The organism is Sphingomonas quercus (assembly GCF_018863195.1).
Taxonomy (GTDB): domain Bacteria; phylum Pseudomonadota; class Alphaproteobacteria; order Sphingomonadales; family Sphingomonadaceae; genus Solisphingomonas; species Solisphingomonas quercus.
This window is the reverse complement of the sequence record NZ_JAHKRT010000002.1, coordinates 319,255-337,583: the sequence shown is the minus strand read 5'-3', so window position 1 is coordinate 337,583 and position 18,329 is coordinate 319,255. Positions and strand designations below refer to the sequence as shown.

At 68.1% G+C, this 18,329-nt stretch carries 19 protein-coding genes; 9 read left to right on the top strand and 10 right to left on the bottom strand.

Features of this window, described 5'->3' with window-relative positions; genetic code table 11:
* Nucleotides 1–13: 13 nt before the first annotated feature.
* Together epsI and xrtV are read right to left on the bottom strand one after the other, a co-directional pair.
* Entirely contained in the window at nucleotides 14–697 is a 684-nt protein-coding gene (gene epsI / locus KOF26_RS04765; protein ID WP_363181822.1) for an exosortase-associated protein EpsI, V-type, read from the bottom strand.
* 32 nt (nucleotides 698–729) lie between these two features.
* Nucleotides 730–1,659 (bottom strand): exosortase V, encoded by a 930-nt coding sequence (gene xrtV / locus KOF26_RS04760; RefSeq protein ID WP_216320918.1) that lies wholly within the window; start codon nucleotides 1,657–1,659, stop codon nucleotides 730–732.
* Nucleotides 1,660–1,897: 238 nt separating this feature from the next.
* Between xrtV and KOF26_RS04755 the strand changes: the two genes are divergently transcribed.
* On the top strand, nucleotides 1,898–2,980 hold the full coding sequence (locus KOF26_RS04755) for a glycosyltransferase family 4 protein (protein ID WP_363181819.1): 1,083 nt from the start codon (nucleotides 1,898–1,900) through the stop codon (nucleotides 2,978–2,980).
* Here the strand turns inward: KOF26_RS04755 and KOF26_RS04750 are convergent.
* Nucleotides 2,965–3,708 carry a class I SAM-dependent methyltransferase gene (locus KOF26_RS04750; RefSeq protein ID WP_216320912.1) on the bottom strand — a complete coding sequence of 248 codons (744 nt, stop codon included), beginning with the start codon at nucleotides 3,706–3,708 and terminating at the stop codon, nucleotides 2,965–2,967. The genes KOF26_RS04755 and KOF26_RS04750 overlap by 16 nt on opposite strands.
* Nucleotides 3,708–4,691: a glycosyltransferase family 2 protein gene (locus KOF26_RS04745; RefSeq protein WP_253201097.1), complete on the bottom strand. Its 984-nt coding sequence runs from the start codon at nucleotides 4,689–4,691 to the stop codon at nucleotides 3,708–3,710. The genes KOF26_RS04750 and KOF26_RS04745 overlap by 1 nt, the downstream gene beginning before the upstream one ends.
* A 117-nt stretch (nucleotides 4,692–4,808) precedes the next feature.
* Between KOF26_RS04745 and galE the strand changes: the two genes are divergently transcribed.
* Together galE and KOF26_RS04735 are read left to right on the top strand one after the other, a co-directional pair.
* Nucleotides 4,809–5,804, top strand: coding sequence for a UDP-glucose 4-epimerase GalE (gene galE / locus KOF26_RS04740; RefSeq protein ID WP_435876839.1), 996 nt, complete (start codon nucleotides 4,809–4,811; stop codon nucleotides 5,802–5,804).
* A gap of 48 nt (nucleotides 5,805–5,852) precedes the next feature.
* Nucleotides 5,853–6,077 (top strand): hypothetical protein, encoded by a 225-nt coding sequence (locus tag KOF26_RS04735; RefSeq protein WP_216320905.1) that lies wholly within the window; start codon nucleotides 5,853–5,855, stop codon nucleotides 6,075–6,077.
* Nucleotides 6,078–6,203: 126 nt separating this feature from the next.
* Here the strand turns inward: KOF26_RS04735 and rfbA are convergent, their stop codons facing one another.
* From rfbA to rfbC, 4 genes are all read right to left on the bottom strand, one after another.
* Nucleotides 6,204–7,076 (bottom strand): glucose-1-phosphate thymidylyltransferase RfbA, encoded by an 873-nt coding sequence (gene rfbA / locus KOF26_RS04730; RefSeq protein WP_216320902.1) that lies wholly within the window; start codon nucleotides 7,074–7,076, stop codon nucleotides 6,204–6,206.
* A gap of 105 nt (nucleotides 7,077–7,181) precedes the next feature.
* Nucleotides 7,182–8,063, bottom strand: a complete 882-nt coding sequence (rfbD, locus tag KOF26_RS04725; protein WP_216320900.1) for a dTDP-4-dehydrorhamnose reductase — start codon at nucleotides 8,061–8,063, stop codon at nucleotides 7,182–7,184.
* Nucleotides 8,060–9,112: a dTDP-glucose 4,6-dehydratase gene (gene rfbB, locus KOF26_RS04720; protein WP_216320897.1), complete on the bottom strand. Its 1,053-nt coding sequence runs from the start codon at nucleotides 9,110–9,112 to the stop codon at nucleotides 8,060–8,062. Before rfbB ends, rfbD begins: the two co-directional genes overlap by 4 nt.
* A 6-nt stretch (nucleotides 9,113–9,118) precedes the next feature.
* Complete coding sequence (gene rfbC / locus KOF26_RS04715; protein WP_216320894.1) at nucleotides 9,119–9,691, bottom strand: dTDP-4-dehydrorhamnose 3,5-epimerase; 573 nt, start codon at nucleotides 9,689–9,691, stop codon at nucleotides 9,119–9,121.
* A gap of 204 nt (nucleotides 9,692–9,895) precedes the next feature.
* Here rfbC and KOF26_RS04710 point away from each other — a divergent pair, with 204 nt between their 5' ends.
* From KOF26_RS04710 to KOF26_RS04700, 3 genes are read left to right on the top strand one after another with little or no spacing between them, the layout of a single operon-like run.
* Nucleotides 9,896–10,909 carry a KpsF/GutQ family sugar-phosphate isomerase gene (locus KOF26_RS04710; protein WP_253201096.1) on the top strand — a complete coding sequence of 338 codons (1,014 nt, stop codon included), beginning with the start codon at nucleotides 9,896–9,898 and terminating at the stop codon, nucleotides 10,907–10,909.
* On the top strand, nucleotides 10,902–11,696 hold the full coding sequence (gene kdsB, locus KOF26_RS04705; protein WP_253201095.1) for a 3-deoxy-manno-octulosonate cytidylyltransferase: 795 nt from the start codon (nucleotides 10,902–10,904) through the stop codon (nucleotides 11,694–11,696). Before KOF26_RS04710 ends, kdsB begins: the two co-directional genes overlap by 8 nt.
* A 17-nt stretch (nucleotides 11,697–11,713) precedes the next feature.
* On the top strand, nucleotides 11,714–12,610 hold the full coding sequence (locus tag KOF26_RS04700; RefSeq protein ID WP_216320888.1) for an FkbM family methyltransferase: 897 nt from the start codon (nucleotides 11,714–11,716) through the stop codon (nucleotides 12,608–12,610).
* Nucleotides 12,611–12,643: 33 nt separating this feature from the next.
* Here KOF26_RS04700 and KOF26_RS04695 read toward each other — a convergent pair whose 3' ends face one another.
* Nucleotides 12,644–13,324: an ABC transporter ATP-binding protein gene (locus KOF26_RS04695; protein WP_216320883.1), complete on the bottom strand. Its 681-nt coding sequence runs from the start codon at nucleotides 13,322–13,324 to the stop codon at nucleotides 12,644–12,646.
* 140 nt (nucleotides 13,325–13,464) lie between these two features.
* On the opposite strand from KOF26_RS04695, the gene KOF26_RS04690 reads away from it, so the two are divergent.
* Genes KOF26_RS04690 through KOF26_RS04680 form a run of 3 tightly spaced genes read left to right on the top strand, consistent with a single transcriptional unit; the run spans nucleotide 13,465 to nucleotide 17,079 of the window.
* Nucleotides 13,465–14,538, top strand: coding sequence for a glycosyltransferase family 4 protein (locus KOF26_RS04690; protein WP_253201094.1), 1,074 nt, complete (start codon nucleotides 13,465–13,467; stop codon nucleotides 14,536–14,538).
* Complete coding sequence (locus tag KOF26_RS04685) at nucleotides 14,535–15,860, top strand: glycosyltransferase family 4 protein (protein WP_216320877.1); 1,326 nt, start codon at nucleotides 14,535–14,537, stop codon at nucleotides 15,858–15,860. Before KOF26_RS04690 ends, KOF26_RS04685 begins: the two co-directional genes overlap by 4 nt.
* A 16-nt stretch (nucleotides 15,861–15,876) precedes the next feature.
* On the top strand, nucleotides 15,877–17,079 hold the full coding sequence (locus tag KOF26_RS04680) for a polysaccharide biosynthesis/export family protein (protein ID WP_216320874.1): 1,203 nt from the start codon (nucleotides 15,877–15,879) through the stop codon (nucleotides 17,077–17,079).
* Nucleotides 17,080–17,137: 58 nt separating this feature from the next.
* On the opposite strand, the gene KOF26_RS04675 is transcribed toward KOF26_RS04680, so the two are convergent.
* Nucleotides 17,138–18,304: a KpsE/RkpR family capsule polysaccharide export protein gene (locus KOF26_RS04675; RefSeq protein WP_216320871.1), complete on the bottom strand. Its 1,167-nt coding sequence runs from the start codon at nucleotides 18,302–18,304 to the stop codon at nucleotides 17,138–17,140.
* Between the last annotated feature and the right edge of the window lie 25 nt (nucleotides 18,305–18,329).

Here is an 18,329-nt window from a genome sequence, read left to right as displayed (position 1 = left end):
CCGAAAGCAGGGCTCAGGCGATGTTTCCGATCAGCAGGTGGCGCAGGCGCGGGCCGGCGGCCTTGATGAGATCGTCGGCGAAACCGTCGAGAATTGGCCGGGTATCGCCATTGACCCCGGTCGAGATGCGCACCAGCAGGCCGTCAGGGATGCGGCCGGCCATATTCTCCTGGACGACGGCGAGATGTTCCTGCCCCCAGGTCGTCGGGAAATGCGGGCCGATGCGGGTCCAGTAGACCAGTTCCTCGTTGCGCACCTGTCCTTCGGTGACGACGTAGCGCGCCGGCAGCGTGCCGCTGTTCGGCAACGGCAGCGCATGCGGCTCCGAGCTGACCAGCCGATAACCGCTGGCCGGGTAGCAGACCTCCGGCCGGTGCACCTGCAACGTGCCGTCCTGGCGCCCGCTATAGGCGATCAGCAGCATCACGCTGGCGCCGTCCTCGCGCTGGTAGATACGGGTGAGCAGGTGGCTGTAGATCTTGTCGCGCAGCTGGTCGGCGGGCGGCAGGATCAGGCCGCTGTCCGTCTGGTAGGTCCACGCGCCGATCCGCGCCGGCATGATGTCGTCGAGCTGCGTCTTGCCGAGCGGGTCGGGCGTCGGGCGCGGCGTACGCAGGAAGGCGGCGGCGGCGGCAAGCATCAGGGCGCCACCGACCAGCATCTCGCGCCGGCTGGTGCCGGGCCGGGGTTCGCCCACTCTTTCCCCTCCGGTATCTGCCCGCATGCCGCTCACGCCTCAGCTCCTTCGCGCGCCAGACGATTGCGGATCGGCGTGCCCAGCAGATCGATCAGGAAGATGCTGAGCAACGCGACGGTGAACATGAACAGGCCCGCAAACTCGTGGAAAAAGCCCTGCCCTGCCGCCTCGCCGAAATGATAGGTGACGAGCACCAGCGCCATCGCGCGGATGACGTTGGCGAGGATCGCCACCGGCACGATCGCGACCATCAGCACCAGCATGTAGCGCCAGTTCGAATTGTGGCGGACATAGGTGTAGAACAGGCCGATCGCCGACAGGCTGATCAGCGAATAGACGCCGGCGCAGGCGGCGGCGACGAGCAACTCGTAATTGCCGATCTGGATCGATACGCCGGAGCCGGCGATCGGATAGCCGACGCCATGCAGGATATCGACCACCCAGCGCGATACCGCGATTTTCAGCGGCTGGGTGATCATCGCGAACACCGTGTCCGGTGGCGGGAAGATGAAGAGGAGGTAGACCAGCGGAAACCAGATCGCGGCCAGCGCCCTGCGGCCGATCAGGCCATAGGCGACGACCACGACCGCGGCGTACATCGCCGCCCCTTCGATCTCGATGATGCTGGTGATGCGCGCGAAAGTGAACAGCAGCAGCAGCGGCACCAGCATCAGCCACATCACCCTGCCGTTGCCCGGCCGGACGGCGGCGGCGACGGCGTCCTTCTGCCGCGCGATCAACCACAGGCCGGTGGCGAGCACGATCGGCCCGTGCGCGCCCTGCTCGCTGGACCAGGTCGCCTGGGCGACGCGCGCCATGGTCGGCAGCACGAAGGCGGCAAGGCCGACCCACAGATAAGGGCGCCGGCGAACCGATTCGAGGAGAGAAAACCCGGCCCGCGAGCCATGATGAGGAGGGAGCTCTACACCCGATTCCGTCCTCACGACCTGCCCAACAGACATTCGAGACTCCCGCTATGCAAACCAATGATCGGCCGCACGCCCCTCTGGGCTAGCAGAAACCTTGCCACAGAAGAAGAAAAAGGTCGCTTAACGTCGCCCTGCAGACTTCCGGATAAAATGTCCCGATCTGGGTCAATCCGACATTTATTGTCGAAATCGGCGGGTTGGTGATGGTGGACGATAGCTATTGGGTCGTGTAACCAGCGCCCCTCGCCTTCCCGCCGAGGATTCCTGTCAAATGCGCGTTACTTTCGTGTGTGCGCCCTTTACCATGTCTGGCGGAGATCGCGTGATCGCCATCTATGCGCGACAGCTTCACGAACGGGGCCATAGTGTGTCAGTGGTCTGCCAGCCGCCTCGTGAGCCGACCTTACGCCAGCGTTTTTCGAATTTGCGGCACGGCCGCAAGTTCGTCAGGAAATCGCCCGAACCCTATTACGCTGGCTCCAGCGTCACGCCGCGGATGATCGACCGGCATCGGCCGATCGTCGCTGCCGACCTGCCCGATGCCGATGTGGTGATCGGAACCTGGTGGGAGACGGCGGAGTGGGTTGCGGCGCTGCCCGCCTCCAAGGGTAGTCATGCTCATTTCATCCAGCACTACGAAGCGATGTTCGATGAGCGATTCAAGGATCGAGTCGACGCGGTGCTGCGCCAACCGTCGTTCAAGATCACCATTTCCAAGTGGCTTGACGATCTGCTGCGTGACAAATTCGGCAATCAGCGCGTTGCGATGATCCCGAACAGCGTAGACATGACGCAGTTCAATGCGGCGGCGCGCGGTCGGCATTCCCCGCCCACGGTCGGCCTGCTCTATTCCCCGACCCCCTGGAAGAATTGCGAGGCAGGCATCCGCGCCTTCGAGGCTCTCCGCCGGCGCCTGCCCGGGGTGAGGCTGCGCACCTTCGGGGCCATCGACCCGACGCCGGCCCTGCCACTCCCCGAAGGCACCATCCACACGACGCTGCCGCCTCAGGACACAATTCGCGACATCTACGCCGAATGCGATGCCTGGCTGTGCATGAGCCGCGGCGAGGGCTTCCACCTTCCACCGCTCGAGGCCATGGCCTGCCGCTGCCCGGTCGTCTCGACGCCGGTCGGCGGACCGATCGATATCATTCGCGAAGGGGAGAATGGCTTCATCGTTCCCTTTGACGATGCCGAGGCAGCGGCGAGCCGGCTGGAACAGATGCTCTCCGGGTCGGAAGCGGACTGGCGCCGCATGTCTGATGCCGCCTACGCCACGGCGACATCCTATAGCTGGAACGACGCGGCGACCCTGTTCGAGGCCGCGCTGGTCAAGGCTCAGGACGAGCGCTGAGCCTCGGCCACCACGGCCAGCGACACGCCGGCCGGCAGGCTATGGCGTGCCACCCAGTGCCGCTCGGCACCGAACAGCGTTTCCAGCAAACGGTTGACGCCTGGCGAAGGCAGCGCGTCGTCGCCGCCCTCGCGGCCCGTCAACTTGCCGACCGCGCGCGCCGCGACGATCGCCGGCATCAGCACGCTGTTGAAATGGGTGAGGTGGCGGACGCGATAGCCGGTCCGCTCCACCACTGCGCGGAGTGTCGCGCGGGTGTAGCGGCGCTGGTGATGATGGGCGACGTCGTGCGCGCTCCACAACCACGGCATCGCCGGCACCGTCATCAGCAACCGCCCGCCGGGCGCCAGCTTCTGCCTGAGCGCACCGAGCGCACCGACATCGTCCGGAATATGCTCCAGCACGTCGAGCAGCACGATCAGATCATAGGCGCCGTCTTCCAGTTCGACGCCGTCGGGCAGCAGGCCGCCCTTGACCGCGATGCCGGAGCGCGCGGTGGCCAGCGCGCGGGCGCCGTCGTCCGGCTCGATTGCGTCGACCGCGCCATAATGCTGGAGCAGCGCGAGATTGGAGCCCGTCCCGGCGCCCACTTCGAGGATTCGCGGCTTGCGGCCCTTGGGCAGCCCGGCCTGCGCCTCGATCAGCCCCGCGATGATCCGCCGCCTGGCGACGAACCACCAATGCGCGCCGTCGATCTCGGCCATGCGATCATAGGTCGCGCGTTCCATCAGCCCTGTCCTTCCTCGAACCCGATCGTCTCGCGCACGACATAGATCGGCCGGCCCTTCACCTCGACGAGGATGCGCCCGATATATTCGCCGAGCACACCCAGCGAGATCAGCTGCACCCCGCCGAGGAACAGCACCGCGACCATCAGCGAGGGGTAGCCCGGCATGTCCCGCCCGAACAGCAAGGTACGCAGCACCACCACCCCGGCATAGAGCAGCGCCAGCAGGGCGACGCTCGCCCCAAGATAGCTCCACACCCGCAGCGGCACGGTGGACCCGGAGGTGATGCCGTCGATGGCGAGGCGCCACAGCTTCCAATAGTTGAACTTGGTGGTGCCGACGGTGCGCTCCGCGCGCTCATATTCCACGCCCGACTGGCGGAAGCCGGACCAGGCGAACAGCCCCTTCATGAAGCGGTTGCGCTCCGGCATGCGGCGGATCACCTCCACCACCCGGCGGTCGAGCAGGCGGAAATCGCCGGCATGTTCCGGGATCTTGTCGGCCGAGAGCCAGTTGTGCGCGCGGTAATAAAGATCGGCGGTCAGCCGCTTGGGCAGGCTGTCGCTGCGCCGGTCGCGGCGCACGCCGTAGACGACCTCATGGCCTTCCCGCCAGCGCACCACCATCTCGGCGATCACCTCCGGCGGATCCTGCATGTCGACGTCGATCGGGATGACGGCATCGCCGCGCACATGATCGAGGCCGGCCGACAGAGCCGCCTCCTTGCCGAAATTGCGCGACAGCGAAATGGCGCGCACGCGCGCATCGTCGGCATGAGCGGCGAGGATCGCGGCGAGCGTCGCGTCAGTGCTGCCATCGTCGACGAACAGCACTTCCCAGGCGCTGCCTGCGACGCGATCCAGAATCGGCGCGATGCGTCGCATGAAGGGGGCGATGCCGGCCTCTTCGTCCTTTACCGGGACGATCACGGACAGCACCGGCGGCGCCTCGGCCTCAACCATGTCAATGCGCTGTGTCAGCATCGCCCCCATTTCCTGCCTATTCGCCTAGACGATAGGCTGATCCGCGCCAAGCGGCTTCCGGCGGGGCGATGCTCCCTATAAGGCGTCGGCACGCGGTACAGACGGGCAAGGGAGATGATGATGGATCGGCCGACGGTGATGGTGACGGGCGGCGCCGGCTATATCGGCAGCCATGCCGTGCTGGCGCTGAGGGACGCGGGCTGGCCGGTGGTGGTCGTCGATACGCTGGTCACCGGCTTCCGCGCGGCAGTGCCGGACGACGTGCCGTTCATCCAGGCGGATGTCGGCGACATGACGGCGATGGGCGACGCGATCGCCGCCCATGGCGTCGGCGCGATCATGCATTTCGCGGGATCGGTGGTGGTGCCGGAATCGGTCACCGATCCGCTCAAATATTATCGCAACAACACCGCGGCGAGCCGGGCGCTGATCGAGGCGGCGGTGATCGGCGGGGTGCGCCATTTCATCTTCTCCTCGACCGCCGCCACCTATGGCATCCCGGAGACCAATCCGGTCGCCGAGGGCGCGCCGCAGCGGCCGATCAACCCCTATGGCATGTCCAAGCTGATGACCGAGGCGATGCTGGCCGATGTCGCCGCCGCCCATCCGCTCAACTATTGCGCGCTGCGTTATTTCAACGTGGCCGGCGCCGATCCGCAGGGCCGGGCCGGCCAGTCGACGGCCGGCGCCACCCATCTCATCAAGATCGCCGCCGAGGCCGCCACCGGCAAGCGCGACAGCGTCGCCGTGTTCGGCACCGATTTCGCGACGCCCGATGGCACCGGCGTACGCGATTACATCCACGTCACCGATCTCGCCGCGGCCCATCTGCTGGCGCTGGAGGCGCTGATCGCCGATCCCGCCACCAGCCACCGCCTCAATTGCGGTTATGGCCGCGGCTTCTCCGTGCTCGAAGTGCTGGACGCGGTGGATCGGGTGACCAACATGCCGATCATGCGCCGGCTGGAGGGGCGCCGGGCCGGCGATCCGGATGCGCTGGTTGCCGATTCGGCCGAGATTCGTCGCCGCTTCGGCTGGAGGCCGCAACTCGACGATCTCGACACGATCGTCACCCATGCCCTCGCCTGGGAAAGGCGGCTGGGGCCGCGCTGAGCGCGCCCGCACCGGGCACCGCTCGCGACTTTGGGCGTTGTTTCGGCCATGGACGCGATGGAACTCGTCGCGGCGGTGCGCGAGGCCGCCCGCCGCCACGGCAAGACATGGGAAGCCCTGGTCCCGGATCATTCCGGGATCAACCCGGACCACGAAGCCGCCGAGGAGGCGGCCTATGCCGAGATGGCCGAGGCCAAGCAGGCGCTGCGCGCGCATATCTGCGAGACCTACGGCATCACGCTGCGCGAGCTGTGCAGCCTCGCCTCACCATAAGGCCCGGCAGCCGGCGCTGAGCGGCCTCTGGGCCTGTCGAAGCGGCGTCCCGCAGGGCCCTGCCCGCGGGAGCTGCTGCGACGCGGACCCTGCGTCCCTACGCGGGATGAATTGTGGCGGGCGGCCTCATCGCCGCTCCAGCACGCGGGCGCGCAGATATTGGCCATAGGCGCTCTTGCCCAGACGATCGACGATGCGGGTCAGCTCGGCCTCGCCGATATAGCCCTTGTCGAAAGCCACTTCCTCCGGGCAGCACACCTTGAAGCCCTGGCGCTTTTCCAGCGTGCGGACGAACTCGGCGGCCTCGATCAGGCTGTCCGGCGTGCCGGTATCGAGCCAGGCGAAGCCGCGCCCCATCAGCTCGACGGAAAGGCGGCCGCGCTCCAGATAGGCCTTGTTGACGTCGGTGATCTCCAGCTCGCCACGCGGCGAGGGCTTGAGGTTGGCGGCGATGTCGACCACCTCGGCGTCATAGAAATAGAGGCCGGTCACCGCCCAGTTCGAGCGCGGCGCGGCGGGCTTCTCCTCGATCGAGACGGCGCGCATTCCGGGATCGAACTCGACCACGCCATACCGCTCCGGATCGGTGACGTGATAGGCGAACACCGTCGCCCCCTCCGGCCGCGCGATCGCCGAGGTGAACAGGTCGGTGATGCCATGGCCATAGAAGATATTGTCGCCGAGGATCAGCGCCGACGGGCCGCCGGCCACGAACTCCGCGCCGATATGATAGGCCTGGGCGAGGCCTTCGGGCTTCGCCTGCTCGGCGAACTCGAAGCGGCAGCCCCATTGACTCCCGTCGCCGAGCAGGTCGCGGAACGACGGCAGGTCGCGCGGCGTCGAGATGATCAGGATCTCGCGGATGCCGGCCAGCATCAGCGTCGACAGCGGATAATAGACCATCGGCTTGTCGTAGATCGGCATGAGCTGCTTCGACGTCACCTGCGTCATCGGGTGCAGCCGCGTGCCGGAGCCGCCGGCGAGGATGATGCCCTTCATGCCTGTTCCTTCCAGAAAATCATTCCGCCCGCCTGCCTCCGCCTCCATCCGCCCGGGGTTGGAGGCTGAGCCCGTCCTGAGCCTGTCGAAGGGCTCAATGCCAGCTCAGGGCGAACGGGAGGGGTACCCTCCCTCCAGCTCCGCGACGATCTCCGCCACCGCTGCCTGCCACGGTCGCGGCCGGATGCCATAGTCGCGCGCCAGCTTCGCCGTCGAGAGACGCGAATTGGCCGGCCGCCGCGCGGGCGTCGGATAGTCGGCGGTGGCGATCGCGTCGACCGGCACCCGGCCCGCGACGATCGCCTCGGCGAGGCCATGCCAGCTCGCCTCGCCGGCATTGACGAAATGATAGGTGCCGACCGGCGCGGCCTCGTCCTCGATCAGGCGGAGCGTCACCGTCCTCAGCGTGGCGGCGATGTCGGCTGCGGCGGTCGGGCAGCCGATCTGGTCAGCGACGACGCGCAGCCGCGGATGGCTGCCCGCCAGCCTGAGCATCGTCTTCAGGAAATTGCCGCGATGGGCGGAAAGCACCCAGGCGGTACGCAGGATCAGATGACGCGGATTGCCGGCGCGCACCGCCAGCTCGCCGGCCAGCTTTGAAGCGCCATAGACGCCGAGCGGCGCCACCGGGTCGCTCTCTTCGTAGAAACCCGGCCGGGTGCCGTCGAACACATAGTCGGTGGAGACATGGACCAGCGGGATGCCGGCCGCCCGCGTCGCGTCGGCGAGCAGCGCCGGGCCAAGCGCGTTGGCAGCGAAGGCGGCGCCCGCCTCCCCCTCGGCCTTGTCGACAGCGGTATAGGCGGCGGCGTTGACCACCGCCGCGAACGGCGTCGCGGCGAAACAGGCGGAAACGCTCGCCGCCGAGGTCAGGTCGAGCACATCGCGGGCCGGCGCATGCACCACCACATCATCCGGCCAATCGACGCGGCCGAGCTCGATGCCGACCTGCCCTGCCCCGCCGGTGACGAGGATGTGGCGCGTCACGCCTGGCCCCGGCGGCGAGTGGCATCGCGGCTGTCGAGGATCGCCTGCCACCAGTCCTGATTGTCGAGGAACCAGTCGACGGTGCGGGCGATGCCCTCCTCGAAGCCGAGCGTCGGCTGCCAGCCGAGTTCCGCGCGGATCTTGGCGGCGTCGATCGCATAGCGCTGGTCATGGCCGGGCCGATCGGTGACGAAGCTGATCTGCTCGGCATAGGATTTGCCGTCAGGCCGAGGCCGCCGGGCGTCGAGCGCGGCGCAGATCGCGCGCACCACCTCGATATTCTTGCGCTCCGCATTGCCGCCGACATTATAGGTCTCGCCTGGCTGGCCGCGCTCGAACACGGCGCGCAGCGCGCGCGCATGATCCTCGACGAACAGCCAGTCGCGCACGTTGGAGCCGTCGCCATAGACCGGCAGCGCCTCGCCGTTCAGCGCCTTGATGATGACCAGCGGGATCAGCTTTTCCGGGAAATGATAGGGCCCGTAATTGTTCGAGCAGTTCGTCACCAGCACCGGCAGGCCATAGGTATGGCCCCAGGCGCGGACGAGATGGTCCGACGCCGCTTTGGACGCCGAATAGGGCGAGCGCGGATCATAGGCGGTCGTCTCGGTGAAATAGCCCTCGTCGCCGAGCGAGCCGAACACCTCGTCGGTGGAGATGTGATGGAAGCGGAACGCCGCCTTCTCCGCGCCTTCCAGCCCGCGCCAATAGCCCAGCGCCTGCTGGAGCATGGTGTACGTGCCGACGATATTGGTGTTGATGAACTCGCCCGGGCCGTCGATCGAGCGGTCGACATGGCTCTCGGCGGCGAGATGGGCGACCACCTCGGGCCGAAAGGCGGCGAAGGTGGCCGCGACGACGCCGGCGTCGCAGATGTCGCCCTCGATGAAATGATGGCGGTTGCCGCGCATCGCCGGCGCCAGCGAGGAGAGGTTGCCGGCATAGGTGAGCTTGTCGAAGGTCAGCACTTCATGGTCGCTCTCCGCGACGAGATGCCGGACGAGCGCGGAGCCGATGAAGCCGGCACCGCCGGTGACGAGGATACGCATGGGCGGTCAGGCTCCCTGGACGCCGTCGAGCGGGCGTCCGTCATAGGCGAAGGGACTGTCGAAGTCGGCGAGGCGCGGCAGCACGCCGTCCTTCGCGGACAAGGTCGCGCCCTCGGGCGGCAACGGCCAGTCGATGGCGAGATCGGGATCGCTCCACAACACCCCGCCGTCGCTGTCCGGCGCATAATAGTCGGACACCTTGTAGGCGACGATGCAGTCCGCCTCCAGGGTGACGAAGGCGTGGCCGAAGCCGACCGGGATGAACAGCTGGTCGCCATTCGCGCCTGACAGCTCGGCCACGACATGGCGGCCATAGGTCGGCGAGCCGCGGCGCAGGTCCACCGCATAATCGAGGATGCGGCCGCGCACGCAGCGCACCAGCTTGGCCTGGGCATGAGGCGGGCGCTGGAAGTGGATGCCGCGAATCGTGCCGGTCCGCACCGAATGGGACTCATTGTCCTGCACAAAGCGGACGTCGACACCTGCGGCCGCCCAGCGGGGCTCCACATAGGTCTCGCAGAAGGACCCGCGATCGTCGGCGAAGCGCCGCGTGCGAATCAGGCGTACCGGGCTATCCAAGAACCTGCCCCCCTCGTGCCGGGATCCGGCTGGCGACCCCGGCGCCCGGTTCGCCCGGAAGCGGGCCGAGATCAATCCTTTTTTCGCGGCTGCGAAAGGCAGACCGCCTCACTTCCGAGTCGATTTTGCTCGCAAATGGGACGCTTCTGGCAGATAGGACGATGCAAAGACCGCATCGATGCGGCGCGACAAGGGTATAAACACTTGGCAACGCAGAGCTTCGACCGTCATGAGCCCGACGCCAAGGAAATGGCGCAGCGCATCGCCGGCTACGGCCGCGAAGTGATCGAGACGGAAGCCGCGGCCCTTTCGCTGCTCATCGCCGGACTTGATGATAATTTCGTGTCGGCGGTCGATCATATTCTCGGCGCGCGCGGGCGCATCGTCGTCTCGGGCATGGGCAAATCCGGGCATATCGGCCGCAAGTTCGCCGCCACCCTCGCGTCGACCGGCTCGCCGGCCCTGTTCGTCCACCCGGCCGAGGCCAGCCACGGCGATCTCGGCATGCTGGTGCGTGGCGACCTTCTGATCGTGCTGTCCAATTCGGGCGCCACCATCGAGGTGCGCCCGATCATGCGCCACGCCCGCGGGCTCGGCATCCCGGTGATCGGCATCGGCGCCCAGGAAAATTCGCCGGTGATGCGCGACGCGGACATCCGCCTGCTGCTGCCGCAATCGCGCGAGGCGTGCCCGGCCAATATCGCGCCGACCACCTCCACCGCGCTGATGCTGGCGCTCGGCGACGCGCTGGCCATCGCCGCGATGCGCGAGCGTGGCGTGTCGCGCGACGGGCTCCAGGCGCTGCACCCCGGCGGCAATATCGGCCTGCGGCTCAAGCCGGTATCGACGCTGATGCATCCGGCGCCCGGCCTGCCGCTGGTCAGCCCGACGGCGCCGATGGCGCAGGTCATCGTGACGATCACGGCGGCGAGCTTCGGCATTGCCGGCGTGGTCAATGCCGATGGCCGGCTGCTCGGCGTGATCACCGACGGCGACCTCCGCCGCCACGCCGACCAGCTGCTCAACATGACGGCCGAACAGGTGATGACCTGCCACCCCGTCACCGTGCCGGCCAACGGCTATGCCGAGGATGCGCTGGCGCTGATGAAGGCCCGCCGCATCACCGCGCTGTTCGTCACCGGTGGGCGCACGGGCGAACCGGATGTTCCGGTGGGCCTCGTCCACATCCACGATTTCCTCAGGCTCGACCTTGTCTGACCAGCCCTTTGCGATCGTCATCCCGGCGCGATTCGCCTCCACCCGCTATCCCGGCAAGCCGCTCGTTCCGTTGAACGGCAAGTCGCTGATCCAGCGCAGCTGGGAGGCGGCAATGGCCGTGCCCGGCTGCGCGACGGTGATCATCGCCACCGACGATGAACGCATCGCGCAGGCCGCCCGCGCGTTCGGCGCCACCGTCGCGATGACGCCGGAAGCGTGCGCCAACGGGACCGAGCGCTGCGCCGCCGCGCTCTCGGCCATTGCCGACGACATCGACATCATCGTTAACCTGCAAGGCGATGCGCCGCTCACCCCGCCCTGGTTCATCACCGCGATCGTCGCCCGGCTCGTCGCCGATGCCGCCGCGGCGATGGCGACGCCGGTGGTGCGCGCGACGCCTGCCGTGCATGGCCGGCTGCTCGCCGATCAGGCCGCCGGCCGCGTCGGCGGGACCACCGCTGCGGTCAGCGCCGGCGGCCGCGCCCTTTATTTCTCCAAGGCGGTGATCCCGCATGTGCCGGAAAAGCAGCGCGGCGATCCGGGGCTGCCGGTGTTCCTGCATATCGGCGCCTATGCCTATCGCCGGGCCGGGCTCGCCGCCTATGTCGCGGCGCCGGTCTCGGCGCTGGAGCTGCTCGAGGGGCTGGAGCAACTGCGCTTCCTCGACGCCGATCTTCCCGTCGCCGTTGCCGAGGTGGACCCGCGCGGCCGCGACATGTGGGAGCTGAACAACCCCCAGGATATCGCCCCGATCGAGGCCGCACTCACCGCGCTGGGCATCGCCTGAACCATAAAGCGAACATCATGGCCTTCTCCCTGTTTCGCCGGCGTCGCCTCAAGAGCCCCACGCTGATGGACATCGCCTCGATCGAGCGCGCCACCCGCGCCAGGAACCAGATCGCGATCCGCGGCCTGTGCATGAATGCCTATCTGGGCAACAACTGGGGCCTGTGCCGGGTGCTCGGCCGCTACAAGATGTTCGTCGACACCACCGATCGCGGCCTTTCCACCCACCTGATGCTGGACGGCTTCTGGGAGATATGGGTCACCGAGGCGCTGATCGAGCGCGTCCGGCCCGGCATGATCGCCGTCGATGTCGGCGCCAATCTTGGCTATTATTCGGTGCTGCTCGCCGATCTGGTCGGCGAGACGGGCCATGTCCACGCCTTCGAGCCGAACCCGCCGATCGCCGACCGGCTGCGCGAGAGCTGCCACGTCAACGGCTTCTACTCCAACACCACCATCCATCCCGAGCCGCTGGGCGCCGAGGACGGGCTGCCCGTCGACCTGGTGGTTCCGCACGGCGAGCCCAAGAATGCCCATATCCGCCCGTCGGGCCACATCGCGGCGACCGGCGACGAGGGCATCAGCCACGAAAAGGCGGCCACGCTCACCACCCGCAGGCTGGACAGCTTCCCCGAGCTGCTCGACGCGGACCTCATCAAGATCGACGCGGAGGGGGCGGAGGAGGATATCTGGCGCGGCATGGCCGGCATCTTCGCGCGCAACCGCCCGCTGACCATCATCCTGGAGTTCGCCGCAGCGCGCTACGCCAACCCGGCGGCATTTCTCGACGAGATATTGGCGCACGGCTTCCGCCTCGGCGAAATCGACCTCAGGCAGGGCATCCTGCCCCGCACCCGCGCAGAGATATTGGCCGCACCTGCTCATCTCGACCAGATGCTGATGCTGGAGCGCTAGGCTGCTCTCCCGGGTCGGGGAGAAGCGGTCAGGTCAGGCCGCTGCCCGGATATGCACCGGCCGCAGCTGCAGTTCCTCATGCACGGCGACCGCCTCGTCGATCGTGTCGTAGAAGGTCAGCACGCCGTCGAACAGCACCGCGCCGCGACTGCAATATTCGCGCAGCACGCCGAAATCATGGCTGATCATCACCAGCGTGCCATTGTCGCGGCGCCGGGTCAGCTCCTCCTGACAGCGCTGGCGGAAGCGCGCGTCGCCGGCCGACGTCACCTCGTCGACGAGATAGCAGTCGAAATCGATCGCCAACGACACACCGAAGGCGAGACGCGCCGTCATGCCGGCGGAATAGGTGTTGATCGGCTGGTAGAAATAGGCGCCGAGCTGCGCGAAGTCCTCGACATAGGCGAGCAGCGGCTCGATCGGCATGCCGTAGATGCGGGCGATGAAGCGGCAATTGTCGGCGCCGGTCAGGCTGGACTGGAAGCAGCTGGCATAGCCGATCGGCCAGGACGTGGTCATGTCGCGCGTGACGGTGCCGGTGGTCGGCGTCTCGATGCCGGCGATGAGCCGCATCAGCGTCGACTTGCCGGCGCCATTGCCGCCGCAGATGCCGACGCTCTCGCCCGGCGCGATCCGGAAACTCACATCCTTGAGGACCTGCTTGCTGAAGCGCCGGATGTGGTAGGTCTTCGATACATTCTCGAAGGTTATCATGCGTCGTCCCGATCGGTTCGCAGCCCATGTGGCCTCATTCCAGCCGAAACGCTAGACGGAGACGATGGATGCGGCCCTTTTTCCGGCCGTCCCGTCGCACGGTGATCATGAACTCTCCCTTACTCTGCATTGACGGCCGCATGCTGGGGGTCGCCGCAACGGGCGTGGGCAGCCATGCCGACATGCTGTTCGCCACCCTCGCCGCCGCCGGCCGGCCGCCGCTCGTGCTGCGCGAACAGCCGGGCCGCGCGCCGGGACGGCTCGCCCGGCTGGCCCGCGCCGCGCTTCCGGGCAGGCGCAGGCTGGCGCCGGGGCCCGGGGCGCTGCTTGCTGGCCCCGGCCTGTTCCGCGAGGCGCAGGTCCATCTCGACCTCTATGGCCGGCCGCTTGTGCTCGAGGCGGACGGCCCGCCCGGCATCATGCACTGGACCTATCCGCTGCCGCTGATGCTGGCGGGCTGGCGCAACGTCTATACGGTGCATGACCTCATCCCCCTCGCCCGGCCGGACCTCACGCCGATCTCGCCGCGCCGTCACCGCCGCCTGCTGGACGCGATCCTGCCGCATGCCGACCGGCTGCTCGCCGTCTCCGAGGCGGGGCGCGACGAGATCGTCCGCCTGCTCGGCTGGCCCGAGGCGCAAGTCGGCAATTGCTGGCAGGCGGCCGATCCCCGACCCGGCAACCAGTCGCTGTTCGCGCCGGGCGGCTATCACCTGTTCTGCGGCACGATCGAGCCGCGCAAGAACCTCGCTCGGCTGGCGCAAGCCCATGCCCGGGCCGGCATCGCCCGCCCGCTCGTCCTCGCCGGCCCGACCGGGGACGCGGCGCTGGCCGCGCGGCTGGCGGCGATGCCGGGTGTCGTCCGCCTGCCGTGGCAGGACCGCGCCACGCTCCATGCGCTCATCCGCGACGCCCGCGCCATGCTGTTCCCCAGCCTCGCCGAAGGTTTCGGGCTACCGATCGTCGAGGCGATGATGCTAGGCACGCCGGTGATGACTTCCGAACCTGGGGCAACAGCCGAAGTGGCCGGCGGCGCCGCGCTGCTCGTCGATCCGCTCGACTGCGACGCGATCGCCAACGCCATCCGCCGTCTCGACGGGGACGACGCGCTCCGCGCCGACCTCGCCGCGCGCGGGCGCACACGCGCGCGCTTCTTCACGCCCGCCGCCTATGCGGCGCGGCTCGCGGCGTTCCACGCGGAGGTCGCGGCATGAGCTTCCGGGTCGGCATCGACGGCTACAACCTCGCCATGACCCGCGGCACCGGCGTCGCCACCTACGGCCGCACGCTTGCCCGCGCGGTGCGCGAGGCAGGCCATCCGGTGGACCTGCTGTTCGGGCTGGAGGTGAGCCACAAGGCGCGCGAGGATCTGCGCGAATCGCTGTTCTACGCCCGCCTCTCGGAAGGGGATCCGGCCGGGCAGAAGCTGAAGATGACGGTGCGGCGCGCGCTGATGCGCGCCTTCCAGCCGCCGTTCGCGCGGGACATGGTGCCGATCCCGGTGTCCGGGCGCGTGGTCGCCACCGAATTTCAGGGCAAGCTGCCGGAATTCGACCGGCTGTTCTCGCTCGGCTCGCTGTTCACCAAGTCGGTGCGCCATTTCCGCCGCTACAAGAAGTTCATGACGGTGCGCGTGCCCGATCCGCCCAAGGTGATGCACTGGACCTATCCGGTGCCGGTGCGGCTGGAGGGCGCGGCCAACATCTATACCATCCACGATCTCGTCCCGCTCCGGCTCCCCCACACCAGCCTTGAGGACAAGCGCTATTATGACGCGCTGATCGGCGCCTGCGTCGCCGAGGCGGCGGCGATCTGCACCGTCTCGGAGGCGTCGCGCCGCGACATATTGGAGCTGTTCCCGACCGATCCCGAAAAGGTCGTCAACACCTGGCAGCCGGTCGATATCGCCGATGCCCCGCAGGAGGACGCAGCAGCGCTCAGGCGCCGCCTCGGCCGCCTGTTCGACCTGGAGCCGCAGGGCTATTTCCTGTTCTTCGGCGCGATCGAGCCCAAGAAGAATGTCGGCCGGCTGATCGAGGCCTATCTCTCCGCCGATATCGAGACGCCGCTCGTCATCGTCGGCGCGGGCGGCTGGAAATCGGAGGAGGCGCTGCGCCTGCTCGGCACCGCCCATGGCAAGACGCTGTCGGCCAGCGCCAGGGTGCGCGTCGTCGATTATCTGCCGCGCGGCCTGCTCATCGAGCTGATTCGCGGCGCCCGCGCCGTCACCTTCCCGTCGCTCTACGAGGGCTTCGGCCTGCCGGCGCTGGAGGCGCTGGCGCTGGGCGCGCCGCTCCTCACCAGCAACACCAGCTCGCTGCCCGAGGTGGTCGGCGATGCCGCGCTGATGGTCGATCCCTATGACGTGGCGGCGATCGCGGAGGGGCTGCGCCGGCTCGACGGGGATAGCGCCTTGCGCGCCGAGCTCGCCGCACGCGGCCCGAAACAGGCTGGCAATTTCAGCGCCGCGCGCTACGGGCACGCTATCGAGACTCTTTATCGCGCCGGCCTCGCCCGCGCGGGCATCAGAGACTGAAGGATCCCAGGGAATCATGGTAAAGTCGAACTCCCCGGCACAGCGCATGGTCGCGCTGCTGACGGCCTCGTCGCTTTCCCTCGCCGGTTGCGCCTCGCTGCCGTCGAGCGGCCCCACCGCCAAGCAAGTGGTGCGCGAGACCCAGCCGGACATCAACGCCATGGGCATGCGCATCTTCGACGTCGACGCGGGCACCGTCGCCGGCCTCGAGGCGAGGCCGGTCGAGGACCCGAACACGCCGCTGACGCCGCTCGCCGCGCTCGCGCGGGCGGGCCGGGTCGACGTGATCGGCCCGGGCGACACGCTGCAGGTCTCGATCTTCGAGGTCGGCGCCTCGCTGTTCGCGCCGGGCGCGGGCCTGCAGATTTCGGAATCCGCGATGGATACCGCGGCCGCCCGGCGCGGCGCGGTTTCGGGCATGGCCGTCGACGAGGAAGGCACCATTTCCGTGCCCTATGTCGGCCGCCTCGTCGTGGCGGGAAAGACGCCCAATGAAGCCGCGGCGATGATCGAGGCCGGTCTCAAGGGCAAGTCGCAAAGCCCGCAGGTCGTCGTCTCGCTCGCGCAGAGCCGGGCGAGCACGGTGCTGGTCAGCGGGCAGGCGCGCAACCCGGGCCGCTATCAGCTTTCCGGCGCGCGCGAGACGCTGCTCGACATCGTCGCCGATGCCGGCGGCACCACCGGCGCCACCGCCGGCGGCGGCGACAATCCCGAGGACATCCTCGTCCGCTTCACCCGCGGCACCACCACCGTCCACGCATTGCTCTCGGACATCCGGTCGCATTCCGTGGACGACCTCGTGCTGCTGCCGCGGGATCGTATCGAGCTGATCCGGCAGGAGCGCAGCTACACCGTGTTCGGCGCCGCCGGCCGGCTCGACCAGCGCCCGTTCGGGGCGCCGTCGGTCTCGCTGGCCGAGGCGATCGCGCGCGCCGGCGGCCCGGCAGACAATCTCGCCGATCCCACCGCAGTGTTCCTGTTCCGCTATGCGCCCGGCCAGGATCCGAAGAGCAACCCGATCCCGACCATCTACCGGCTGAACCTGATGAAGCCGTCCAGCTATTTCCTCGCCCAGCGCTTCGCGATGCGCGACAAGGACGTGATCTACGTCGCCAATGCCAGCGCCAATTCAGCGGCGAAGCTGGTGCAGATCATCAACCTGCTGTTCTCGCCGGTCACCGCCGCGGCCGTCACCGTGGCGACCGTCAACCGGAAATAGCCTCCGGCGAGCAGAGCGCGAAAAGGGCGGCCGTCCTTCGGGGCGGCCGCCCTTTTTATCAGGCGGCGTGCTCGCGCATGCCGGCGATGATCAGCCAGCCGATCGCATAGGCCAGCACCAGCGCGAAGAAGATCGTGGCGATCGTCTTGAAGGCCTTGGGGTAGGTGGATTTCACCGGCATGTTCGGCTCCACCACGCGCACCAGGAACAGCTGCTGCTGGCGGGCCTGCTCGCGCGCCTTCTCCAGCGAGGCGGCAGCGGCTTCGTAGCGCTTCTCCGCGAAATCCTTGCGGAGCATCAGCTCCTCATAACCGCCAGCGACCGCGGCGATGGTGTTGCTGCCGCCGGTCAACCGGCCTTCCTGGGCGCCGACCTGGGCTGCGAGCGCCGCCACCTGCTGGCGCGCCACCTCCACCTGCGGGCTGTTGGGTGCCAGCGTCGCGGAGAGGGTGGCCAGCTGGGCACGCGCCTGGGACAGGCGAGCCTGCAGTCCGGTAACCAGCGACACCTGCGCCGCGCCGGTCGCCTTGGGGTCGATGTTGCGGCGGCCCTGGCGATAAGCGGTCACCGCTTGCTGGGCGCGCGTCACGCCGGCCTCGGCCTCGGCAACGCTGCGCTGGGCAGAGGCGAGGCTGCTCTTGTAGGCGCGCTCGTTGAGCTGGTTGACCCGCTGCTCGCCCAGATCCAGCATCGCGTTGATGATCGCGTAGCTGTCGGCGGCGCGGAAGCTCTTGACCTTGACGATCATCAGGCCGGTCTCGGTCTCGTGGGTCACGTCGACCTTGTTCTTGTAGAAATCGAAGAGCTTTTCAGGAGTCGGATGGCTGACCAGCAGCCGGCTCAGCACATCGGCTTCCGGCCGGCGGAACATCGACACCAGATCCAGCCGCTTCTGCAGTGCCGCCACCGCATCGTGCGAATTCAGATAGTCGCCGACGCTGAGCGCATCGCTGTTCGTCGCCCCGGAGCCGCCGACCAGCGACAGCGCCGCGCCGAGCCCGGTCATCGGGCTGGATGGCTGCGACACCGAACGCACGATGAAATGCGCTTCGGATTCATACTGGTTGGCCGCAAACACCGCGTAATAGAGCGTCGCGATCAGCGTCGGCAGCAGCACGACGCCCAGCCACCAGCGGTGATTCCACACCCATGTCGTCACGCGCGGCGCGCGGGCCTGGGCGCCATCGAAATGGCGGCGGAGGGTGTCGGAGGTAATTCCATGCATTGGGCGGGTATCCGGAAAGCTGGCC

Coding starts and splice junctions, on each gene's coding strand:
- xrtV (WP_216320918.1), bottom strand. CDS start 1,659: ATGTCTGTTGGGCAGGTCGTGAGGACGGAATCGGGTGTAGAGCTCCCT.
- KOF26_RS04755 (WP_363181819.1), top strand. CDS start 1,898: ATGCGCGTTACTTTCGTGTGTGCGCCCTTTACCATGTCTGGCGGAGAT.
- KOF26_RS04750 (WP_216320912.1), bottom strand. CDS start 3,708: ATGGAACGCGCGACCTATGATCGCATGGCCGAGATCGACGGCGCGCAT.
- KOF26_RS04745 (WP_253201097.1), bottom strand. CDS start 4,691: ATGCTGACACAGCGCATTGACATGGTTGAGGCCGAGGCGCCGCCGGTG.
- galE (WP_435876839.1), top strand. CDS start 4,809: ATGATGGATCGGCCGACGGTGATGGTGACGGGCGGCGCCGGCTATATC.
- KOF26_RS04735 (WP_216320905.1), top strand. CDS start 5,853: ATGGACGCGATGGAACTCGTCGCGGCGGTGCGCGAGGCCGCCCGCCGC.
- rfbA (WP_216320902.1), bottom strand. CDS start 7,076: ATGAAGGGCATCATCCTCGCCGGCGGCTCCGGCACGCGGCTGCACCCG.
- rfbB (WP_216320897.1), bottom strand. CDS start 9,112: ATGCGTATCCTCGTCACCGGCGGTGCCGGCTTCATCGGCTCCGCGCTC.
- KOF26_RS04700 (WP_216320888.1), top strand. CDS start 11,714: ATGGCCTTCTCCCTGTTTCGCCGGCGTCGCCTCAAGAGCCCCACGCTG.
- KOF26_RS04695 (WP_216320883.1), bottom strand. CDS start 13,324: ATGATAACCTTCGAGAATGTATCGAAGACCTACCACATCCGGCGCTTC.
- KOF26_RS04690 (WP_253201094.1), top strand. CDS start 13,465: ATGCTGGGGGTCGCCGCAACGGGCGTGGGCAGCCATGCCGACATGCTG.
- KOF26_RS04685 (WP_216320877.1), top strand. CDS start 14,535: ATGAGCTTCCGGGTCGGCATCGACGGCTACAACCTCGCCATGACCCGC.
- KOF26_RS04680 (WP_216320874.1), top strand. CDS start 15,877: ATGGTAAAGTCGAACTCCCCGGCACAGCGCATGGTCGCGCTGCTGACG.
- KOF26_RS04675 (WP_216320871.1), bottom strand. CDS start 18,304: ATGCATGGAATTACCTCCGACACCCTCCGCCGCCATTTCGATGGCGCC.